This window comes from Enterovibrio nigricans DSM 22720 (assembly GCF_900167155.1).
In the GTDB taxonomy this organism is placed as follows: Bacteria; Pseudomonadota; Gammaproteobacteria; order Enterobacterales; family Vibrionaceae; genus Enterovibrio; species Enterovibrio nigricans.
Map to the genome: position 1 here is coordinate 1 of NZ_FUXU01000078.1, position 16,899 is coordinate 16,899.

Sequence of the window (16,899 nt, forward strand, 5' to 3'; positions counted from 1 at the left end):
CGAGGTCTACCACGCTTGCCTTGTTTGTTTTGTTTCCACTCAGCTATCGTTTCCTCATCAATCCAAAAGGTCAGAGAACCACGGTTGATTAAGGCTTTGTTGTACTGCTTCCAGTTAGTTGTTTTGTAACGAGATTTAGACATGAGACTACGACGATTGATGGGTGTAGCCGATCAGATCGTAGCTTCTAGATTTAGTTCCATCGATTTAAGCAACAAAGCCCCCCTGCGACGTAATCATCATTAACACTGGCCAGCACCATGACCAAAGCATCACTCATCGTTTTGCCGAGTTGGTGAAACAGTTCGGCATTCAAGTAACCTGTGTGGCCGGAGCGCTTAAGGTAGGTGTTGGTGTAAAAGCGCGAAAATACGGCCCAATGCGTCTGGGTGATGTTTTCCCCTTCGAATACTTCCACGTCGATTTGCTGCTGTTCAATTCGTTGGCGTTCTTTGCGAATGTTTTTGCGCTTTCTTGCTGTCATTTGAGCGAGAAAATCATCAAATGCACCATAGTTTTTGTTCTGCCAGTGAAACTGCACGGCGTGTCTTTCCAGATACCCAAGAGGAGTCACTTTTTCACAAAGAGCGCGCTGAGGAAACAGTATGTGGGCGCTAGAACATGTGGTTTGTTCAACGACCGATCGCATCGCATTTGCCAGCAATAGGCGCATTTGATCTTCATCTTCATCCTCTCGACAAAGGAAGCGAGGCCCGGTTGCAGGCGTGAAAGGGATGGCACAGAGCAGCTTAGGATAGTAGTCCAATCCTGCATCTTCATAGGCTTCTGCCCATGCCCAATCAAACACGTATTCCCCATAGGGGTGCGTTTTGATAAAGCAAGGAGCAGCAGCGATCAGCCTGTCAACACGATAAACAACGAGATATTGAGGGAGCCACCCTGATTTTAGGCCAACCGCTTTTGTTTGCTCTAACGCGAGAAGGAATGCATGGCGCAGGAAAGGGTAGGGAGACTTCACCAAGGTATGCCAATCTTCCGGTGAAATGTCTCCGATACTCGTGATGGTTTGGCAGCGTAATTCGACGTCTGTCGTAACGTTTTCTTCGGTGCTTTCCTGTGTCATGTTGAACAATTCAGAGAGAAATTCATAGGTATAGTCAAAGAGATCACAGCGCGAATTTCAACCTACAGAATCGAGGGATATTCAAATTCGACGGAACAAGGTCTGCGTAGGAGAAGTTTCGGACATAACGTTCTAGTTGTTCGTTCTGTTTGTGTGGTGAAAAACAGTCCACTCATTCTGACTGACGATGAGAGTAGTATTAGATTCCAACACGACGGGCTTTATTACACTCAGCTGGTTGAAAGTACTGCGAACCATACCATAAGATTATTAATAAGGAATTAACACGCATCGCAAAGGGCTGTTTATTCCCTCCTTCCACCGTCCAATGTTGCTCTGACGTCATTCCCAGAGAAAAGGAGCGTTTATGGCAAAGTGCTTTCCGTTAACTTCAGAAAATGTCGAAGTCATTCGCAGTCTGTTTCCCGCGCTTCAGCGAAAAATTGAGGGTGACTCTCCAATTTACCTTGATGGCCCCGGCGGTACTCAATCGCCCGAGTCAGTGATCCTTGCCATCAGTGATTATTTGCGCGGGGGCAATTCCAATCTCGGAGGCCGTTTTCTTGTCAGCCAAGAAACGGAAGTGATCGTCGCGAAGGCAAGAGAGGGGATTGCTGCTTTGCTTGGTGCATCGAAAGACGAAGTGTTCTTTGGCGCGAATATGACGTCGGTGACGTTTGCCTTGAGTCGTGCACTTTGCAAAGAATGGCAACCGGGTGATGAAGTGATCGTGACAGAAGCCGATCATGGTGCGAATCGATCGAGTTGGATCATGGCAGCGCAGGATCGTGGCGTAACGGTTCATTATCTGCCGATCGTCGATCAGCAGGGAAGCCTCGATCTGGACAAATTGGACAGCCTGCTCAACAAGCGTGCGCGCTTAGTAGCGATTACCGCTGCTAGCAATATCACTGGAAACAAAACAGATCTAGAAACAGTCATCGAAAAATGCCGCAAGGTGAACTGTAAGGTATTTGTTGATGCCGTACATTTACTGCCGCACCAGTTGGTGGATGTGAAAGCGTTAGATGTCGATTTTCTCGCGTGCTCGGCGTACAAATTTTACGGCCCACACTTAGGGATCATGTATGGAAAAGCGGAGTGGTTGGCGTCTCTTACGCCTTATAAGGTTGCCCCTGCACCTGATGTCGTCCCAAAATGCTGGGAAACGGGTACGTTGAACTTTGAAGCGTTAAGCGGTGTGGTAGCAACCATTGATTATTTGGCATCACTTGGCGAAGGTGACTCTTTGCGGGCACGCCTTGTGTCGGCGTACGACAATATTCATTGTTATGAAAAGGAACTGGCTGAGTATTTTCTTCAGAAACTGAAAGACGTTGGAAGCGCGGAGCTTTATGGCTTGGATTCAGTGGAAGGACGTACCGCGACCTTTGCACTTCGATTTGGAGACAGAGATCCCGCCGAGATTGCGGAAGCACTTGGACAGCGACAAATCTATGTCTGGAGTGGGCATTTGTACGCGGATCGTCTTACTGATGCCTTTGGCGTGACAGACAAAGGCGGCATTCTTCGAGTCGGGTTGATGCACTACAACACGAAAGCGGAGATAGACACCTTCTTCGACGTACTTGGTCGAATCTTATAGTGGACGAACGGTGTTTTAAAACAGTTCGTGTTCAGGTCTAAGCGGATCTGAGAAAAGAAAAAGCCGACATTACGTCGGCTTTTTGCTTAGTCCACCAGTTTGTAACTGATCACGTAGAATACATCATCGTCTGGATAAATCTTCCTGATCAGCGGTTTAAGCTCATCCAGTGGCAGAAATTCCTGCGCAGCATGCTCTTCGTTGATGTCATCAAACGAAATTTGCTCAACCTTCAGGATGTCGATTTGACAAACATACTCATCTTTTTCAAGTGTATGTACGTCAACACGGGTCCCCGGTACGTAGTGACTTTCGGATTCATCACGGATGGTGATGGTCTTTTTGCCTGAAGCCACAAGCGGTGTCAGCCACTCAAAGAAGGTGATTTTAGTTGGCGCTTGGTTCACAGAGATTACCTACTTAGCTGTGACAGTATTGAGCCGCGCATTAAACCACAGAGTGGGTAAAAGCCTGAGAAGAATTTTCACCTCACGATATGATGGATAAAATGACACGCTCGTTCTCAGCACTGTCTTCAGCCTCGATAATCATGCCTGAATAGTGCGAATCGTCGATTGCCGTCATGAGAGTTTCTAGCAATGTGTCATCATTTTTTAGCCGCTCTAAAATTCCTTTGGGTAGAAAAGTCAAAACGGATTTAATGATCATAAGCGGAAGCGTAATGGCTTCTTTTTTTTCATCTGTGTCTAACGTAAACGTTTCAATTTTCAGTTTTCGCATGGCTGAGCTATCCAAAGCAAAGGTAGATAGAAACTAATCTACGATGAATTCTGAACGCTGTTTTGGATTCATGTCTGAATTTCGATATCCGCTTTATTGAGAGTTGTTTATCCTCACTCGCTGACGCCGGCATCTTCAGGCAGTTTGGGTATAAACAGTCTGAAAACGTTCCAGAACAAGTAGGGTATCTTCCGTCATCTCAATACCCAATTCCTTACATTCGGATGAGAAAAAGGCCCAATGTGCGTCTTTCCACCAAGCATAGCTTTTGTCACCTTCGCCTTCGGCAGCGGCAAACTCTTCGGAGACCAGATTAAAAGGGCATAGGGTCACGTCAGTGATTTCAATGATGCATTTAGGTTCACCATGGAAGTCGGTGACGACCTGAAGATGGCCCACTTTAGGGTAAGGTTCGCCTTCTTGGCTGTACCAAATTTCCATACTGCAGGATGCGCGTTTTTCGCCTCTGATGATTAAGTCAGCGCAAATGTTGGCGTTTTCCTCATCGGAACAAAAATAGTCGGCTGAAAAAGAGGTATATGCCTCTCTCTGGGTTGCTGAAAGGGTGAGTAGGTAGGTATTAAGCAGTTTTTTTGATCGTATATCCATATAGCGCTCTGATAGTGAGAAAGCATGATTGCGCCCTAGGATATTGTTGTAGCGTGTATTCTGTCTAGGTCTCTCGGGAATGATCACATCTGTTTTTACATAGCTCTGTTATGCTGGCTCAAAATAGTGCTTTGGAGCAATAACATGAAAAAGATCAAACACGAGGCTCAACTGCTAAAAAAAGCACTGCAAATTGGCGAGCAGTATGCGCGTAAAAGGGGATATGGAAATTTTGATGGTGGAACGTCGAACAAGGTAAAAATTGAATGTATTTACCGCTTGCTTGTCGAAGATAAAGTGATAACGCCATTAGCAACGGATAAAGAAGACGGACCCAATATGAAGCACAAGCTCATACTGTGGATTCACAAACAACTGCCTGAGGGTCATCCTCTGTTAAGTGACTGATACTGAATGGATGAAAGGGAATATTCGTAGAATAGACAGAAACTGCATGGTAAGGGGAAAGACAACATGAAAAAAACAGCCTTGGTTTATGGGTTTCTTGGATTAATCCCTTTTGTTGCGTTCGGTATGCTATTGCCCATTTGGCCCTCGGATTGGCAAGCGGCACTTGTGCATGCGTTTAACAGTTACAGCGCGATAATCCTCGCGTTTCTCTCCGGTGCGGTGTGGGGAATGACAATCAGCGGTGCTAAGGAAGAAAAGCCGACTAATGGATTAACCGTTGGGATTGTATTCTCGCTGGTGGCTCTGGGTGCGCTTCTTATGCCATTTCCGTATTCCATCTACCTGCTTGTCGCGTCGTTCGTATTCTTGTTTGCGCTTGAAGTAGGGCTGATGTTTAAGGGGATTTACCCATTTTGGTATACGCTAATGCGGGCAATACTGACGGCGATTGTGGTGATATGCCACCTGTTTCTCTTGTATTGGCTCGGCGATATTTATAATGATGTTGTGTCCATGGGCACGGCATGAAAAAAGCGCCTTTCGGCGCTTTTTTAATCTTCCAAATCTGCTTGCCACGGCATTTCAGGCAATAAATCCAAATGCTCTTCATAGCGTTTGAGATTGAACTCGCCGTCGCATTTCGCTACGTCGTAAATTTCAACCATCAGTGCACACGCGATGTACTCCATTGCCTCTTCTTGCGATGAGCCAGTCATGCGTAGACGCATCATGGTTTCTTTGACTTTCTTTGGGTTGTTGTCAGCCAATTGGTTCTCAACAATTTCAATCAGGTTATCGCTGGTAAGAATGTCATCATCATTCATAAATTAAAGCCTGCTATATACGAGTATCAGAGTGCGTGTTTTTGTCCTGCTATGGTACGGGAAGATACTAGTGCGAGACAGTGATTTTTGAGGAGGGCGCGATGGTTTATGTAATAATCACGCGGTTTCTGCCGCTGTTTTTAGCGTGATAGAGCAGCGAGTCTGCTCGCGCCATAAACACCTCTTGTGTTTCTGTGGCTTGGTACATGGTCGCGCCAATGCTGACGGTAACGGAAACACTTTTGTCATACCGTTGAATGTTGTGCTGTTCACACCGCAGCCTTAGACGATCCAATGCCCTTTCTGCCTGCTGTTTACTGGGCCCGTGGAGTAAAATGGCAAACTCTTCACCACCTATGCGTGCAACTAAGTCGGATTCCCGCATTTGCTCTCGCATGAGATCGGCAATTTCATTCAGAACTTGGTCGCCTACGGCATGGCCATAAGAGTCATTGACTGTTTTGAAATGATCGATATCTAAGAGCGCAAGCACAAGATTGCTGCGTCCATCTTCGGCTTCCTCACAGCTGCGCGTTAGCTCGGGAAAAAAAGCATAGCGGTTTGGTAGCGAAGTCAATTGGTCTGTTTGTGCTTTCGTTTGCCAACGGTCACGAGATTTTGATACCAGATTAAGTCTTCTCACATGTAACCCAATCGCGATGGGGGTGATCATACTTACCAGTACAAAAGTGAGTAGCGCGGTATGACCTTCTATTTTATCGGGTAAGTTAAAAGGGCCTAAGTCGTAAGGAGCAATAATAGCGACAATCAACCCCATGCCAAATAACCCCGTTAATGACGCTAGCTCTTCCCCTTTAAAGGCCAAGATAACCGGAATGACGGGGGCGACAAAAATAAGGCCTGGTGAAAAAATGAAGGCACCCAGCGTTAATAAGAGATACCCAAGGATGTACAGGATATTTTCCCGATTAAAGTGTGAAAGCGGCGTTTCCGTGTGCGTCCATATGTAGTAAAACGGCGCGACGAGTAAAATCCCGAGAGCATACGTCGATGTTATTTCATAAAGGTCATAGAAATAGCCACCTTGTCCTGTGTAGCCACCGTAGAGAATATCTAACGACTTTATAGAGCCTAAAAACAGACCGGGGAGCAGGCAAACACGCATGAGGTAAGAAAAGAGCGTTTCGAATTTCAATCCTTCTTTCATGAAGCGCGCTTTCCAAGCGTTTGCCGATAGGAAGCAGGCTAGCGGAGTAAAAAGACCAGAGATGAAGGCGGGTGTTAAATCAGCACTGGCATCCCAGTGATAAATGGCAAGTCCATGCGCCAAAGAGGCAGCAACGGCAAGACAGACCAGAGCTTTGAATCTACCGTGTAAGCATGCAATCATGCCGATGCCAGATGCGATACTGAGTTGAACGATGTTAGCATCATGCAGGCTAAGCGGTGTCGCACCAAAATAAGATGCAATAAAATAGAGAAATGAACCAGCAACTATCCATGCGTTAGAACCGCGAGTCATGTACAACACATTTCCACTACAACTGCTCGTGGAGCGACGTTATCTGCCGCGAATTTTACTGACGTTAACTGACTATTGTTTTAATTATTGGCGGGCGGTATTTCCACGAGACGTTTAATTTCCGCTCTTTGAGTATAGGGTGACTTTGTATTCAAGCCACTTGTTTGGAAAGTAAGCACGCAGGCAAGGCTGCGTGCTGTTGTGGTTACGCCGAAGTTTCTTTTTCCAGTGCGATGGCATTGATGCAAAAGCGCAGACGGGTCGGTAATGGCCCGTCAGGAAATACGTGACCAAGATGTGCATCACAGGTATTGCAGATCACCTCTACGCGGGTCATACCATGAGAGATATCCATGTTATACGCGACGATATTGTCATGAAGTGGTGCCGAAAAGGATGGCCACCCCGTTCCTGAGTCGAACTTTTTCTCAGCATTAAACAGCGATGTTTTGCAGCATACGCAGGCATAAATACCGGGCTCAAACAATGCGCACATTTGCGAACTATACGGACGCTCAGTGCCGTGTTGACGGGTTACATAGAATTGTTCCTCAGTGAGAAGGGTTTGCCACTCATGTTCAGCCTTTTCTACGCGACGTGGTGCTACAGGGTTTCCATTCTTTGCGGTGTCGATTACTGATTCCCAGTTAAGCATACTGCCCCCCTTAATACTGATAACGCTCCTCAACATGCCGGAGAGAAGGTATCTAACAGACCGATGAGATGAGCGAAAGCTTTCAGTCATTATCGGTAGTGAATTTGTACTATGTTTTACGCATGGCTTTGAAATCAGGATCCCATGTCAGCTATTTTTATCGTGTTCCAACAGTGTTTGCTGTCAATGGCTCGCTTCCGTGCGCTGTTCGTGTTTTGTATCTCAATCGTCGTACTTTCATGCGCTTCCGATAAACCTAGCTCAGCGCCTACTGCAGCGGGTTCTCAAATCGAAGATGATGACATCTTATTGGTCGGAAAAATTTCAGTTGTTCCAGTGCTATCGTCACCAGTATCAAGAGAAACGGACACATTGTCTCTTTTTGCTGATGAGCACGTTTTGCTGTGGTTAAGACCGACATTCTCCGACGTTGGTGAGGGAAAAGACGAAGGGCTGGCTCTCGATGTGGAATGGGGGGAGACGTTCTCGCACGTGATCCCAAAACGCAATGTGAATTTGTTCAGGTTAGAACGCGGCAAAGGAAGGGAAGAGGGTATGACATACTCCACACTGGCTATGCCAGAGCCATTAAGAGTTTTAGTTCGTGTGGATGATCAGGCTATCTATATTGGCCATCTGAGGCTCTATATTGATGAGTTTCACGATATCGTTTCGTTTGAAGTTGTTGACGAGTCTGGGGGCCTTCAATCAATGCGTAAACAAACACAGGGCGACCGTGCGCACTTTCGCGTCTCATTGCTGGCGCCTGCCGCACAATTTCAGTGAATATTGATCAATACGTCGCTATCAACCTGTGGTTCTGGCTTTCTCGGTAAGACGTGACAAAGTAAAGTAACTGTCCCTTCCGGATCATCACTATGTCCTCACATCTCGCTGTGTTTGATTTAGACGAAACATTGGTTTCTGCAGATTCAATGGCACTTTGGCATCAGTATTTACTTGATAAAAACCTCACACAAGATCCCGACTTTATGGTGAAAGATGAGGCTTTTATGCGTGACTACAGCGCAGGAACGTTAGACCTGCCTGAGTATTTGGCTTTTAGCCTTTCTCCGTTGACTAACATGGATGCGAAAGATGTCGATGCGCTTGCCACGCAATTTGCTCAGGAGATCATTCCTCCCTTTGTGTTTGAAGAGGCGCGAACAACCTTGGCTGAGTTGAAGGAGTGCGAGGCGGAGGTTGTCATCGTTTCGGCCTCTCTGGCGTTTTTAGTGAAGCCGATAGCAAAGATGCTCGGGGTCGATAACGCGATGGGTATTGAGCTGAAAACGCAACAAGGTATGTACATACCAGAGCCCGACGGTGAACCGACGTTTCGAGAAGGCAAAGTGTTTAAATTAACGGAGTGGATTTATAGCTTGGAACATGATTTTGAGCATGTCAGTTTTTACACCGACTCCATTAATGATCTACCTATGTGTTTTTTTGCTGACAGCGTGAACGTCGTTAACCCTTGCAAGAAGTTGTTGACGAAAGCGATTGAGTACCAATGGCCAGTGCTACGATGGGGAACCACGGAAGGCGTGTTTGTCGATTGAGAATATGACAGCATTGAAAAAAGGAGCCTCGGCTCCTTTTTTATATCGCATTGTTTTCACATCGCATTGTTTTTTAAATTGAATTGATGCGATTCAACAACGCAATGGATGCGTCGATTTCGACTTTGCGCACCGCGACACTTTCAATATTGCAACCGATAGGAATGCCTTTCTCGTCGGCAAACGCTTTCAATTCACGCCAGCTTTGCTCTGAGTGGTCTACAGACTGCTGAAGGATGTCATCGGAATGAATCAGATCGTTTTCAAGCCAGCGGGGGATATTGATGCCTAGCCATTTCATGAACTGCAGCGTTTTGTGCGAACCACAAGGAGTCAGCGTGAAAATGATAGGAACGAGCGGAATACCGTGCTTTTTTCCGTAATAGTAGTAATCGGACAGGAAGTCTTTTGATGCGTGCACATCATAAACCCCTTGAGACACAAAAAACGAACAGCCAGCTTCGATTTTCTTGAATACCCGCAAATGTTCGTCGCCTTTTACTAGATGACGCTCTGGGATGGTAACGCCACCCAGTAACATGTCTTTATTCACGCGTTTTTTAACGCGTAGGCTTCAGACATTGGCATTGTTACTGATTGGTCAGCGGATGATGCGCCTACAAAGACCGACAGTTCGTCGGCAGGGTGTGAGTCTTCCAAAAAACGCGAAAGAGCGTCTTCGGAATATTTCCCTACAGAACGGTAAATAACGCGAGGAAGTTTTAAATCTGCCAAAAAGTCACGGCTGTATTCGACGCTATCGAGGGTTTCCATGAACGGAAAAGGGCGCTCTTCATCCGTTCTCGATGCTTCATCTTGAATGTCGTAAATAATCAAACCATCAATCGGTTGATCTTGGAGTCGGGCAACTTGGCGTGCAGCTATTTCGTTGACTTTCTCCGTATCGGTTCCTTTTTTGGGGGGAACCAATCCATATAGGACAATGCCGCTTTCGCGGGCTTTAATTTTTTCAAACAACATTAAAAACCAGTGACTCCTGTCATTTGGAATGCAAATTCAATCCCTAAAATATCAATGAAATAAGGTGGTAAGCTCAGGGGGGTTACGTGGAACCCGGCGCAAAACCAGCCGAATTGATAAACGATGCCTATCTACCTTAACAGGCTTAAAAAGGGATGCAATTCGAATCTGACAGTTTTCTTATTGTTTTATCGATGTTTTTATTCGCTTACTGGATACTTTTATTCGCCTACTGACTATCACTACGCATGTTTTCCAGCGCATTAACGCGTCGCTGTTGTTCACGGGTAAAGTACTTGTCTTTGAGGCTTTTCAGATCACTACCACTCATAGGGTTTGCACGCTGACTTTTTTCAGCGAAGTAAGCGGAAAGGTTTTGCTCAAACTTAGCCTCTTCTTGCTCAAACGCTTTTATACGGGCTGCGGCTTCTTCCCCAACGAGTTCGTTCAATTGGATTCTATTTTGCTCATCATCGCTCGTCATAACATGATTAATTTGCCCGATGAGGGCAGCGTTTTGATAACTCGCTTTCATGTCAGGTGTTAGTTTATCCAGTTCGTCTTGCCATTGTTGTTGCATTGCTTTGTCGTCAATATTTAACGCCTCTAACTCCATGCGTTTTATCGCCATTTCCCTTGCTAAGTTTTCTTCGTAAAACAGTTGGGCTCTCTCTTGATCATCAAACAACGCAGCTTGTAGTTGAGTGACTTGTGTTTGCACGAAATAGAGATAGTCGAGTCCAGACAGTGAATCGGGCGCGTTGAGGGAATCCAATGCGCGTCGATAAGCTTGGTATTTTTCGAACAAAGGTTTTTGGTTTTCACCATAACTGACGCTGTCTGCAAAAGTGTTATATGCGTGCTGAACGTCATTGATGTTTCGTTCTCCCAAGGTGGAAAGAAAGTATTCGAAGGTATCTCTATGGGAAGAGGTATCAACGCTTGTTCCCTGATGGGAGCGAGCCTGTGTGATGGGTTTATCTTCATCGTCCAACATCAGATACAGAACGACAGCCAACAAAATTCCGACGACTAAAATGAGCGCGATTTTGTAAGCAGTAAATGAAATCCTCATACACAGGCTCCTTATCTCTGTGACAAACTAAGCCGTTACAAACCTTGTTGCTTTAATCGATTGGCATGTTGGCGATACACGGTCACAGGATCGGTTTCAAACCAATGGTGCAAACCAAAGAAACCATTCACTTCATCAAGGTGGTTCATTCGATAATTGCTGCGAATAACACGGCCAAGATGTGTTGCACAACGTCCGACCAGACCGTCGTTTGGTTCTGAAAAGAAAAGCCCGGTCGCGAACAGAACGGGATCACTGAGATCAAGAATATTCGTGACGGTACTGGTGCCTGACCAAGAGTAGTAGTACACACCATTTGATGCGCGATACGCGCCTTCGCCACATCGAGACCGAGGGATACCTTCAGGATATTTTGCATTGAACGCGAGTGATCCTTTGGTGGTTAAAGAGTGAAGAGAGGCGAGGGGGTCTTGAGGAAGGTGACTTCCACCGGAAAGAAAGCTAATGAGTCCCGAGAGTGCTTTCGCTGCACCGACTGCGACGCCTTCACCAGAAGAACCCGGTTTAAATGCGTTCCTAACGACATCGGCAAATTCTGAGCCTTTGTTAACACCACCAACACTGGTGACTGATGCGACGTGTTGTGGCGCAACAGAGGCAACATAGCGCGCAGTTGGGCTACCGTGGCTGTGACCAATCAAATTAACTTTTTTGGCGTTCGTTACTGCCAGTACCCATTTTACTTGGCGGAGTAATTGCTCCCCGCGTTTTTCAGAGCTGTTGGTGGCGGAGACCTGTGCCACGAACACTTTTGCGCCACTACGGGTGAGAGCTTGTGGAATGGCATGGAAATATTCGACACCGGCGATGTTATCAAAGCCAAACAAGCCGTGTACGAGCACGATGGGATATTTCGTTTGTGTGTAGCCTGTCGTTGATGACCCGGATGCGCTAGCACCTGCTAAAGCGGGTGTTGATGCCAAGATCATTACAAGGGAGAAGAGCAGTCCTTTCACAATAAATTCCTCTGGTCAGTCCTCTGATGTCGATCAAATATTAGCCAGAGGCTAGGCGTAAAACTTGTCGCAACAATGAGAAATGGTGGAATTGTTAAATTAATGTGATCTTGAAAGGAGGGTTACGAGGTTTAGATCAAAAAAAGAGCGCATTGCGCTCCTTTTTCTTCATAAGGCTTGATGCTATCTGACCGGTGCTATTGCACACCAATACCAAATTTGATCTCATTGCTGATATCGTCAGTCACTTCATCCAAGTAATTTTCTACTTGTTGTTCAACGAGACGATCCGGTTCTTCAAAGTAGGCAATGTGGAAAATTGCGTCACCTTCGTTAACCAGTGGCAATGTTTGTTGACCGATAATGATACCGCCTTGTGGCGCGAAAATTTGAATTTCTTCGCTGCCTGTCGGTGCACTGATTGAAGCTAGCGATTGACCTTTGCTTACGCGTTGGCCGAGTGAAACGTGTGAGCGTAAAATACCGTCTGCTTCTGCACGAACCCAACGGGTTGCACGCGCGATAACTGGCTCAACAACCGTTTTACGCTTGCTGCTCTTACGAATCATGCCAAGGTATTGCATCACGCGCTTAACGCCTTTCACACCAGCGGTAATAGCATACGGCTCAAATCTAAGTGCTTCACCTGCTTCATACGTCAAAACAGGAATGCCTATTTTCTCCGCTTCTGAACGCAACGAACCTTCGCGAAGGGCTGCATCGATCACCACTGGAGTACCGAAAGCAATGGCCATGTCGTAGGTTTGTTCGTTAGACAGATTTGCGCGAATTTGTGGCAAGTTAGTGCGATAAATTGCAGCGGTGTGCAGGTCAAGGATATGGGTACAGCGACGAACGATTTGTTCGAAGATCTGGTAGGCCATACGACCTGCGATTGAACCGCGCTCTGAACCCGGGAAGCAGCGGTTCAGGTCACGACGATCAGGAAGGTAACGGGATTTGTGGATGAAACCAAACACGTTAACCACAGGGATTGCGATTATCGTGCCTTTTAACGTTGCGGGATTGATACGCTCTAACACTTGGCGTACCACTTCAACACCGTTTAGCTCATCACCATGAATGGCCGCGTTAATCATTAACACAGGGCCAGGCTTCTTACCGTGAATCACTTCTGCTGTCACTGACAGAGGGGAGTGCGTATAGAGTTTCGCAACTTCAAACTCAACGCTAGCGCGTTGACCTGGCGGGATGGTTATCCCGCCAATTTCGAAAGCATTTTTTTTATTATTTGCTTTTGACACGTGTCCTTGTCCTCGGAGTTGAGACTATTTTCTCAATATGGTCAATGATCATCCCTGCTACGTCTTTCCCTGTAGCAGCTTCGATCCCTTCCAGACCTGGTGAGGAGTTCACCTCCATCACTAGAGGCCCGCGCTCAGAGCGAAGAAGGTCTACACCTGCAACGTGAAGGCCCATCGCCTTCGCCGCTGCAACCGCAGTCTTACGCTCAGTAGGAGTAATACGCACCAATGATGCACTGCCACCGCGGTGCAGGTTAGAACGAAATTCACCTGGCAACGCTTGGCGCTTCATGGCTGCAATTACTTTATCGCCGATAACGAAACAGCGAATATCTGCACCGCCCGCTTCTTTGATGTATTCCTGAACCATGATGTTGGCTTTCAAGCCCATAAAGGCTTCGATAACACTTTCAGCCGCTTTACGGGTTTCTGCCAGAACAACACCGATACCTTGTGTACCTTCCAGCAGCTTGATCACAACTGGTGTACCACCCACCATGCTCAGTAGGTCTTTAATATCGCCCGGTTTGCTCGCAAAGCCTGTGATCGGCATACCAATATTCTTACGAGACAGTAATTGCAGTGAACGCAGTTTGTCACGCGAACGCTGAATTGCGACTGAATCATTGACGGTGTAAATGCCAAGCATTTCAAATTGGCGAAGCACAGCACAGCCATAAAACGTTACTGAAGAACCAATGCGAGGAATGATCGCATCAAAACCAACCAAATCTTCACCGTTTTGGTGAACAGAAGGTTGGGTCGAATTGATATTCATGTAGCAGCGCAATGCATCAATGATTTTGTATTCGTGGCCACGCTGCTCACATGCTTCGATCAGACGACGGGTTGAATACAGGTTTTCGTTACGAGATAGAATTCCAATTTTCATATAAATTAACCTTGAGGCGCCTGAACGATAAATGATTGAACGGGGTCGACAAGTAGTCGGTTTTCCATTGCGGTACGGCCCAATAGCATTCTAAATACCATAGTATCGCGAGCTGTCAATGTCATCTCTATTGGGTAGGTCAAATCACCAATAACCATCGGTGTTTCGATAACGTAACGGAAAGTCTCGTGACCACCTGAGTCGCGTACAGTTCGCATGTCTTTTACTTTTGCGTGGCACTCTTTTTCGGTCACGCTGTCGTCTTGAATTGGGTGGATCATAAACTTCACCCACTTCTCATCGTTTTTCTCGTATTCTTCGATACCGAAAGTGTGTAAGCACGATGTACGTGCACCAGTGTCCACTTTCGCTTTAATCGCTGAGATACCTAAATCCGGTAAGGCTACCCATTCTCGCCAGCCAACCAGCATTCTGTCGTTTGAGTTTGCATGGTTAGAATCCTCGACTGCTGGTCGAGCTGTGTTTTTGTCAGTCATTGCTGTCAATGCCCCAGATAGTGAATTTCGTACGAATGGAGTGAGCGCATCAATCTTTGACTTACTCAAGTAAACGATAGCTGCTCCACGGGATAATCCCGCTCACATTTCTAAGAACTGATTGAATAATCAACACTATCGAATGACTTAATACTGTGACATTTAAAGTCTTTAACGTATTAAACTCCGGCGGCGCACTTCATCATCCACTTTATCAGCACCGCACCAAAGAGCGCGCAAGGTACAGCTTTGCAATGCTAGCGACAAGTCAATTTGTGATTCCTTACGATAAAATAAACTTATCGTCATGTTTGCTAATCGCCAGAAAATCACTGAATTAGGTTTCTCGCCCAATTGAGCGGGTATGCGATGTTGCGCGACGGGGGTGTTTTTCACCCGATGAAAGTATGAATGGGGATTCATTGGCTGCAAGTATAGGCGCTTACTTTGGTTGTAAAACGAGCTCCTCATCATCTTTTATCCTTTTAAACCATTGATACATCGGGGTATGTCCTGAATTGTCGACATTCGGTGCGCCTTTGCACTCAATAATGTCTTGGACGGTAACTGTACGTACTTCCACACTAAAACGAAATTTGTCGGTTTGGTTCGTTTTGCTGCCGTGTAGGTGGGCTGAAGAGAAGCTAAGGATGTCTCCTGGCTGGATTTCAGGCGTGTAAGAGGTGTCTTCATCTATCGGTTCTAGTGCCTGTGGTGCGCTTGGGTAACCCATTTTTTCTTTCAGGGGTGTGGCATTTTTTTCTTTAAGGTAGCGAGAAAATGACCAACTGGATGTGGTGTTGTTGACTTTGTTCTGCCAATAGTTGGGATAAATAGCGATGGAACGCGCTGTACTTAAGGGATATATGGGCAACCACCAGTTGACTTGGCAATCAATATTGCTTCCCCACGTGTCCCTATGGTGCTTTACGCTGGCCTGTCGGCCGTTATCATACTCAGCCTCACAAGGTACGATTCGTAATACGAGTCGGTCATAGTAATCTGCATTCACATCGATACCACAATGAGCTAGTGCGTCAAAAAATAACGTTTTTGCTTTTACATCTTTATCAAAGCGTCTTTTCGTTAAGTCTGCGCGTGCTAAGTATGTCGCTACGTCCATATGTTTGTGGGCGTTTTCAGGATCGGCCAGTTGAAAGGTGTGTTCAATTAATGATCTTGTATAGTGGATGAAGGGGGAAAGAACATCCGGTACTGAAAAGATGACGATGTCACCTTTAAATAGCACGTCACCGAGCGTTGGCTGCTCAAGTCGAGTATCAGTAAGAATCAGCGCCATGCTGGCCTCCACAAGCAATAGCTACCCTTATTAATAATAAAAAATATCAGATGTTTTTTAGAGAAGGATATTGAGACAAGGTGTGATTGGGTGAATTCATAAGGGATAAATAGCTAGTCGAAACGGCAGAGAAAAGCCCCTGCCACCTGTTTGGTTAACCGCTACATAGCAAAATGCATTGAAATTGATGCTGGCTCGCGTCGCCACTTACAAAGAATGTCAGTCAAACCTTCTTCATTATCATGTTGCCCAATTTCCTGTTCTTGAAATCCGTGTTTCTCCCAAAAGGCTCGCGCAGGAAGATTGATCTCGAACGTATAAAGCTTCAATTGGTCGGCATTTTCTTGCGCCAACTCGACCAATGCGGATCCTATTCCTCGGCATTGGTGAGAAGGATGAATGTACAGTTGAGAGATGTAGTCTTTGTCCATGGCCATCATGCCAAGCACGGAATCGCTCTCTTTTTCTATCGCTAAGAAAATGCGATGAGAGGGCGCGAGTATTCGATTCAGATAATAACGATGAGATGTGAGGCTATGAGGCTCTGGGAGCCCCAAGGCAGTCTCCTTACTCAAACGCCACATAGTGAGTGTTTGTTCTGTATAGCGAGGATGGTAATCGGCTTTGTTGCTTAAATCGATGGAACTAAATCTAGAAGCTACGATCTGATCGGCTACACCCATCAATCGTCGTAGTCTCATGTCTAAACCTCGTTACAAAACAACTAACTGGAAGCAGTACAACAAAGCCTTAATCAACCGTGGTTCTCTGACCTTTTGGATTGATGAGGAAACGATAGCTGAGTGGAAACAAAACAAACAAGGCAAGCGTGGTAGACCTCGCCGATTCAGCGACTTAGCCATTACTACCGCACTGATGGTGAAACGCATTTTCTCTATGCCATTGAGAGCGCTACAAGGTTTTCTAGACTCTGTTT

At 46.1% G+C, this 16,899-nt stretch carries 23 protein-coding genes; 6 read left to right on the plus strand and 17 right to left on the minus strand.

Features of this window, described 5'->3' with window-relative positions; genetic code table 11:
• A partial coding sequence (locus B5D35_RS18990; protein ID WP_170915224.1) for a transposase occupies window positions 1–143 on the minus strand: 143 nt, incomplete at its 3' end.
• A gap of 50 nt (window positions 144–193) precedes the next feature.
• Window positions 194–1,084 (minus strand): GNAT family N-acetyltransferase, encoded by an 891-nt coding sequence (locus tag B5D35_RS18995; RefSeq protein WP_078754086.1) that lies wholly within the window; start codon window positions 1,082–1,084, stop codon window positions 194–196.
• A 367-nt stretch (window positions 1,085–1,451) separates the two neighbouring features.
• Here B5D35_RS18995 and B5D35_RS19000 point away from each other — a divergent pair, with 367 nt between their 5' ends.
• A complete protein-coding gene (locus B5D35_RS19000) occupies window positions 1,452–2,690 on the plus strand; it encodes a cysteine desulfurase-like protein (protein ID WP_078754087.1) in 1,239 nt (412 codons plus the stop codon).
• 86 nt (window positions 2,691–2,776) lie between these two features.
• Here B5D35_RS19000 and yqfB read toward each other — a convergent pair whose 3' ends face one another.
• The 3 genes from yqfB to B5D35_RS19015 all read right to left on the minus strand — a co-directional run bounded on the left by yqfB (window position 2,777) and on the right by B5D35_RS19015 (window position 4,040).
• Window positions 2,777–3,097 carry a N(4)-acetylcytidine aminohydrolase gene (yqfB, locus tag B5D35_RS19005; RefSeq protein ID WP_078754088.1) on the minus strand — a complete coding sequence of 107 codons (321 nt, stop codon included), beginning with the start codon at window positions 3,095–3,097 and terminating at the stop codon, window positions 2,777–2,779.
• 82 nt (window positions 3,098–3,179) lie between these two features.
• On the minus strand, window positions 3,180–3,431 hold the full coding sequence (locus B5D35_RS19010) for a hypothetical protein (protein ID WP_078754089.1): 252 nt from the start codon (window positions 3,429–3,431) through the stop codon (window positions 3,180–3,182).
• Between the two features lie 135 nt (window positions 3,432–3,566).
• A complete protein-coding gene (locus B5D35_RS19015; RefSeq protein ID WP_078754090.1) occupies window positions 3,567–4,040 on the minus strand; it encodes an ASCH domain-containing protein in 474 nt (157 codons plus the stop codon).
• Window positions 4,041–4,184: 144 nt separating this feature from the next.
• On the opposite strand from B5D35_RS19015, the gene B5D35_RS19020 reads away from it, so the two are divergent.
• Both B5D35_RS19020 and B5D35_RS19025 read left to right on the plus strand, forming a co-directional pair.
• A complete protein-coding gene (locus tag B5D35_RS19020; RefSeq protein WP_078754091.1) occupies window positions 4,185–4,448 on the plus strand; it encodes a DUF5062 family protein in 264 nt (87 codons plus the stop codon).
• Window positions 4,449–4,514: 66 nt separating this feature from the next.
• Window positions 4,515–4,979: a DUF3429 domain-containing protein gene (locus tag B5D35_RS19025; RefSeq protein WP_078754092.1), complete on the plus strand. Its 465-nt coding sequence runs from the start codon at window positions 4,515–4,517 to the stop codon at window positions 4,977–4,979.
• A gap of 23 nt (window positions 4,980–5,002) precedes the next feature.
• Here the strand turns inward: B5D35_RS19025 and B5D35_RS19030 are convergent, their stop codons facing one another.
• The 3 genes from B5D35_RS19030 to msrB form a co-directional block, all read right to left on the minus strand.
• On the minus strand, window positions 5,003–5,275 hold the full coding sequence (locus B5D35_RS19030) for a hypothetical protein (protein ID WP_078754093.1): 273 nt from the start codon (window positions 5,273–5,275) through the stop codon (window positions 5,003–5,005).
• A 106-nt stretch (window positions 5,276–5,381) separates the two neighbouring features.
• Window positions 5,382–6,758 (minus strand): GGDEF domain-containing protein, encoded by a 1,377-nt coding sequence (locus tag B5D35_RS19035; RefSeq protein ID WP_078754094.1) that lies wholly within the window; start codon window positions 6,756–6,758, stop codon window positions 5,382–5,384.
• A gap of 205 nt (window positions 6,759–6,963) precedes the next feature.
• Complete coding sequence (gene msrB / locus B5D35_RS19040) at window positions 6,964–7,413, minus strand: peptide-methionine (R)-S-oxide reductase MsrB (RefSeq protein WP_078754095.1); 450 nt, start codon at window positions 7,411–7,413, stop codon at window positions 6,964–6,966.
• Window positions 7,414–7,557: 144 nt separating this feature from the next.
• On the opposite strand from msrB, the gene B5D35_RS19045 reads away from it, so the two are divergent.
• Together B5D35_RS19045 and B5D35_RS19050 are read left to right on the plus strand one after the other, a co-directional pair.
• Window positions 7,558–8,199 (plus strand): hypothetical protein, encoded by a 642-nt coding sequence (locus B5D35_RS19045; RefSeq protein ID WP_078754096.1) that lies wholly within the window; start codon window positions 7,558–7,560, stop codon window positions 8,197–8,199.
• Between the two features lie 92 nt (window positions 8,200–8,291).
• Window positions 8,292–8,975 carry an HAD family hydrolase gene (locus B5D35_RS19050; protein WP_078754097.1) on the plus strand — a complete coding sequence of 228 codons (684 nt, stop codon included), beginning with the start codon at window positions 8,292–8,294 and terminating at the stop codon, window positions 8,973–8,975.
• Window positions 8,976–9,048: 73 nt separating this feature from the next.
• Here B5D35_RS19050 and B5D35_RS24590 read toward each other — a convergent pair whose 3' ends face one another.
• From B5D35_RS24590 to B5D35_RS19090, 9 genes are all read right to left on the minus strand, one after another.
• The gene (locus B5D35_RS24590) at window positions 9,049–9,528 is read right to left on the minus strand and encodes a methylenetetrahydrofolate reductase (protein WP_198557085.1); all 480 of its coding nucleotides are present in this window, start codon (window positions 9,526–9,528) and stop codon (window positions 9,049–9,051) included.
• Window positions 9,525–9,956 (minus strand): hypothetical protein, encoded by a 432-nt coding sequence (locus B5D35_RS24595; protein WP_198557086.1) that lies wholly within the window; start codon window positions 9,954–9,956, stop codon window positions 9,525–9,527. The genes B5D35_RS24590 and B5D35_RS24595 overlap by 4 nt, the downstream gene beginning before the upstream one ends.
• Before the next feature lie 229 nt (window positions 9,957–10,185).
• A complete protein-coding gene (locus B5D35_RS19060; protein ID WP_078754098.1) occupies window positions 10,186–11,031 on the minus strand; it encodes a lipase secretion chaperone in 846 nt (281 codons plus the stop codon).
• A gap of 35 nt (window positions 11,032–11,066) precedes the next feature.
• Entirely contained in the window at window positions 11,067–11,981 is a 915-nt protein-coding gene (locus B5D35_RS19065; protein WP_078754099.1) for a lipase family alpha/beta hydrolase, read from the minus strand.
• A 224-nt stretch (window positions 11,982–12,205) separates the two neighbouring features.
• Complete coding sequence (locus tag B5D35_RS19070) at window positions 12,206–13,273, minus strand: succinylglutamate desuccinylase/aspartoacylase family protein (RefSeq protein WP_078754100.1); 1,068 nt, start codon at window positions 13,271–13,273, stop codon at window positions 12,206–12,208.
• Window positions 13,257–14,165 carry a 30S ribosomal protein S6--L-glutamate ligase gene (rimK, locus tag B5D35_RS19075; protein WP_078754101.1) on the minus strand — a complete coding sequence of 303 codons (909 nt, stop codon included), beginning with the start codon at window positions 14,163–14,165 and terminating at the stop codon, window positions 13,257–13,259. The genes B5D35_RS19070 and rimK overlap by 17 nt, the downstream gene beginning before the upstream one ends.
• A 5-nt stretch (window positions 14,166–14,170) precedes the next feature.
• The gene (locus tag B5D35_RS19080; RefSeq protein ID WP_078754102.1) at window positions 14,171–14,662 is read right to left on the minus strand and encodes an ATP-dependent zinc protease family protein; all 492 of its coding nucleotides are present in this window, start codon (window positions 14,660–14,662) and stop codon (window positions 14,171–14,173) included.
• Window positions 14,663–15,104: 442 nt separating this feature from the next.
• A complete protein-coding gene (locus tag B5D35_RS19085) occupies window positions 15,105–15,962 on the minus strand; it encodes a 2OG-Fe(II) oxygenase family protein (protein WP_078754103.1) in 858 nt (285 codons plus the stop codon).
• A 161-nt stretch (window positions 15,963–16,123) separates the two neighbouring features.
• A complete protein-coding gene (locus tag B5D35_RS19090; protein ID WP_244556668.1) occupies window positions 16,124–16,663 on the minus strand; it encodes a GNAT family N-acetyltransferase in 540 nt (179 codons plus the stop codon).
• Between B5D35_RS19090 and B5D35_RS19095 the strand changes: the two genes are divergently transcribed.
• Window positions 16,662–16,899, plus strand: a 238-nt coding sequence (locus tag B5D35_RS19095) for a transposase (protein WP_170915225.1), incomplete at its 3' end; no start/stop codon positions are given. The two genes, B5D35_RS19090 and B5D35_RS19095, sit on opposite strands and share 2 nt — an antisense overlap.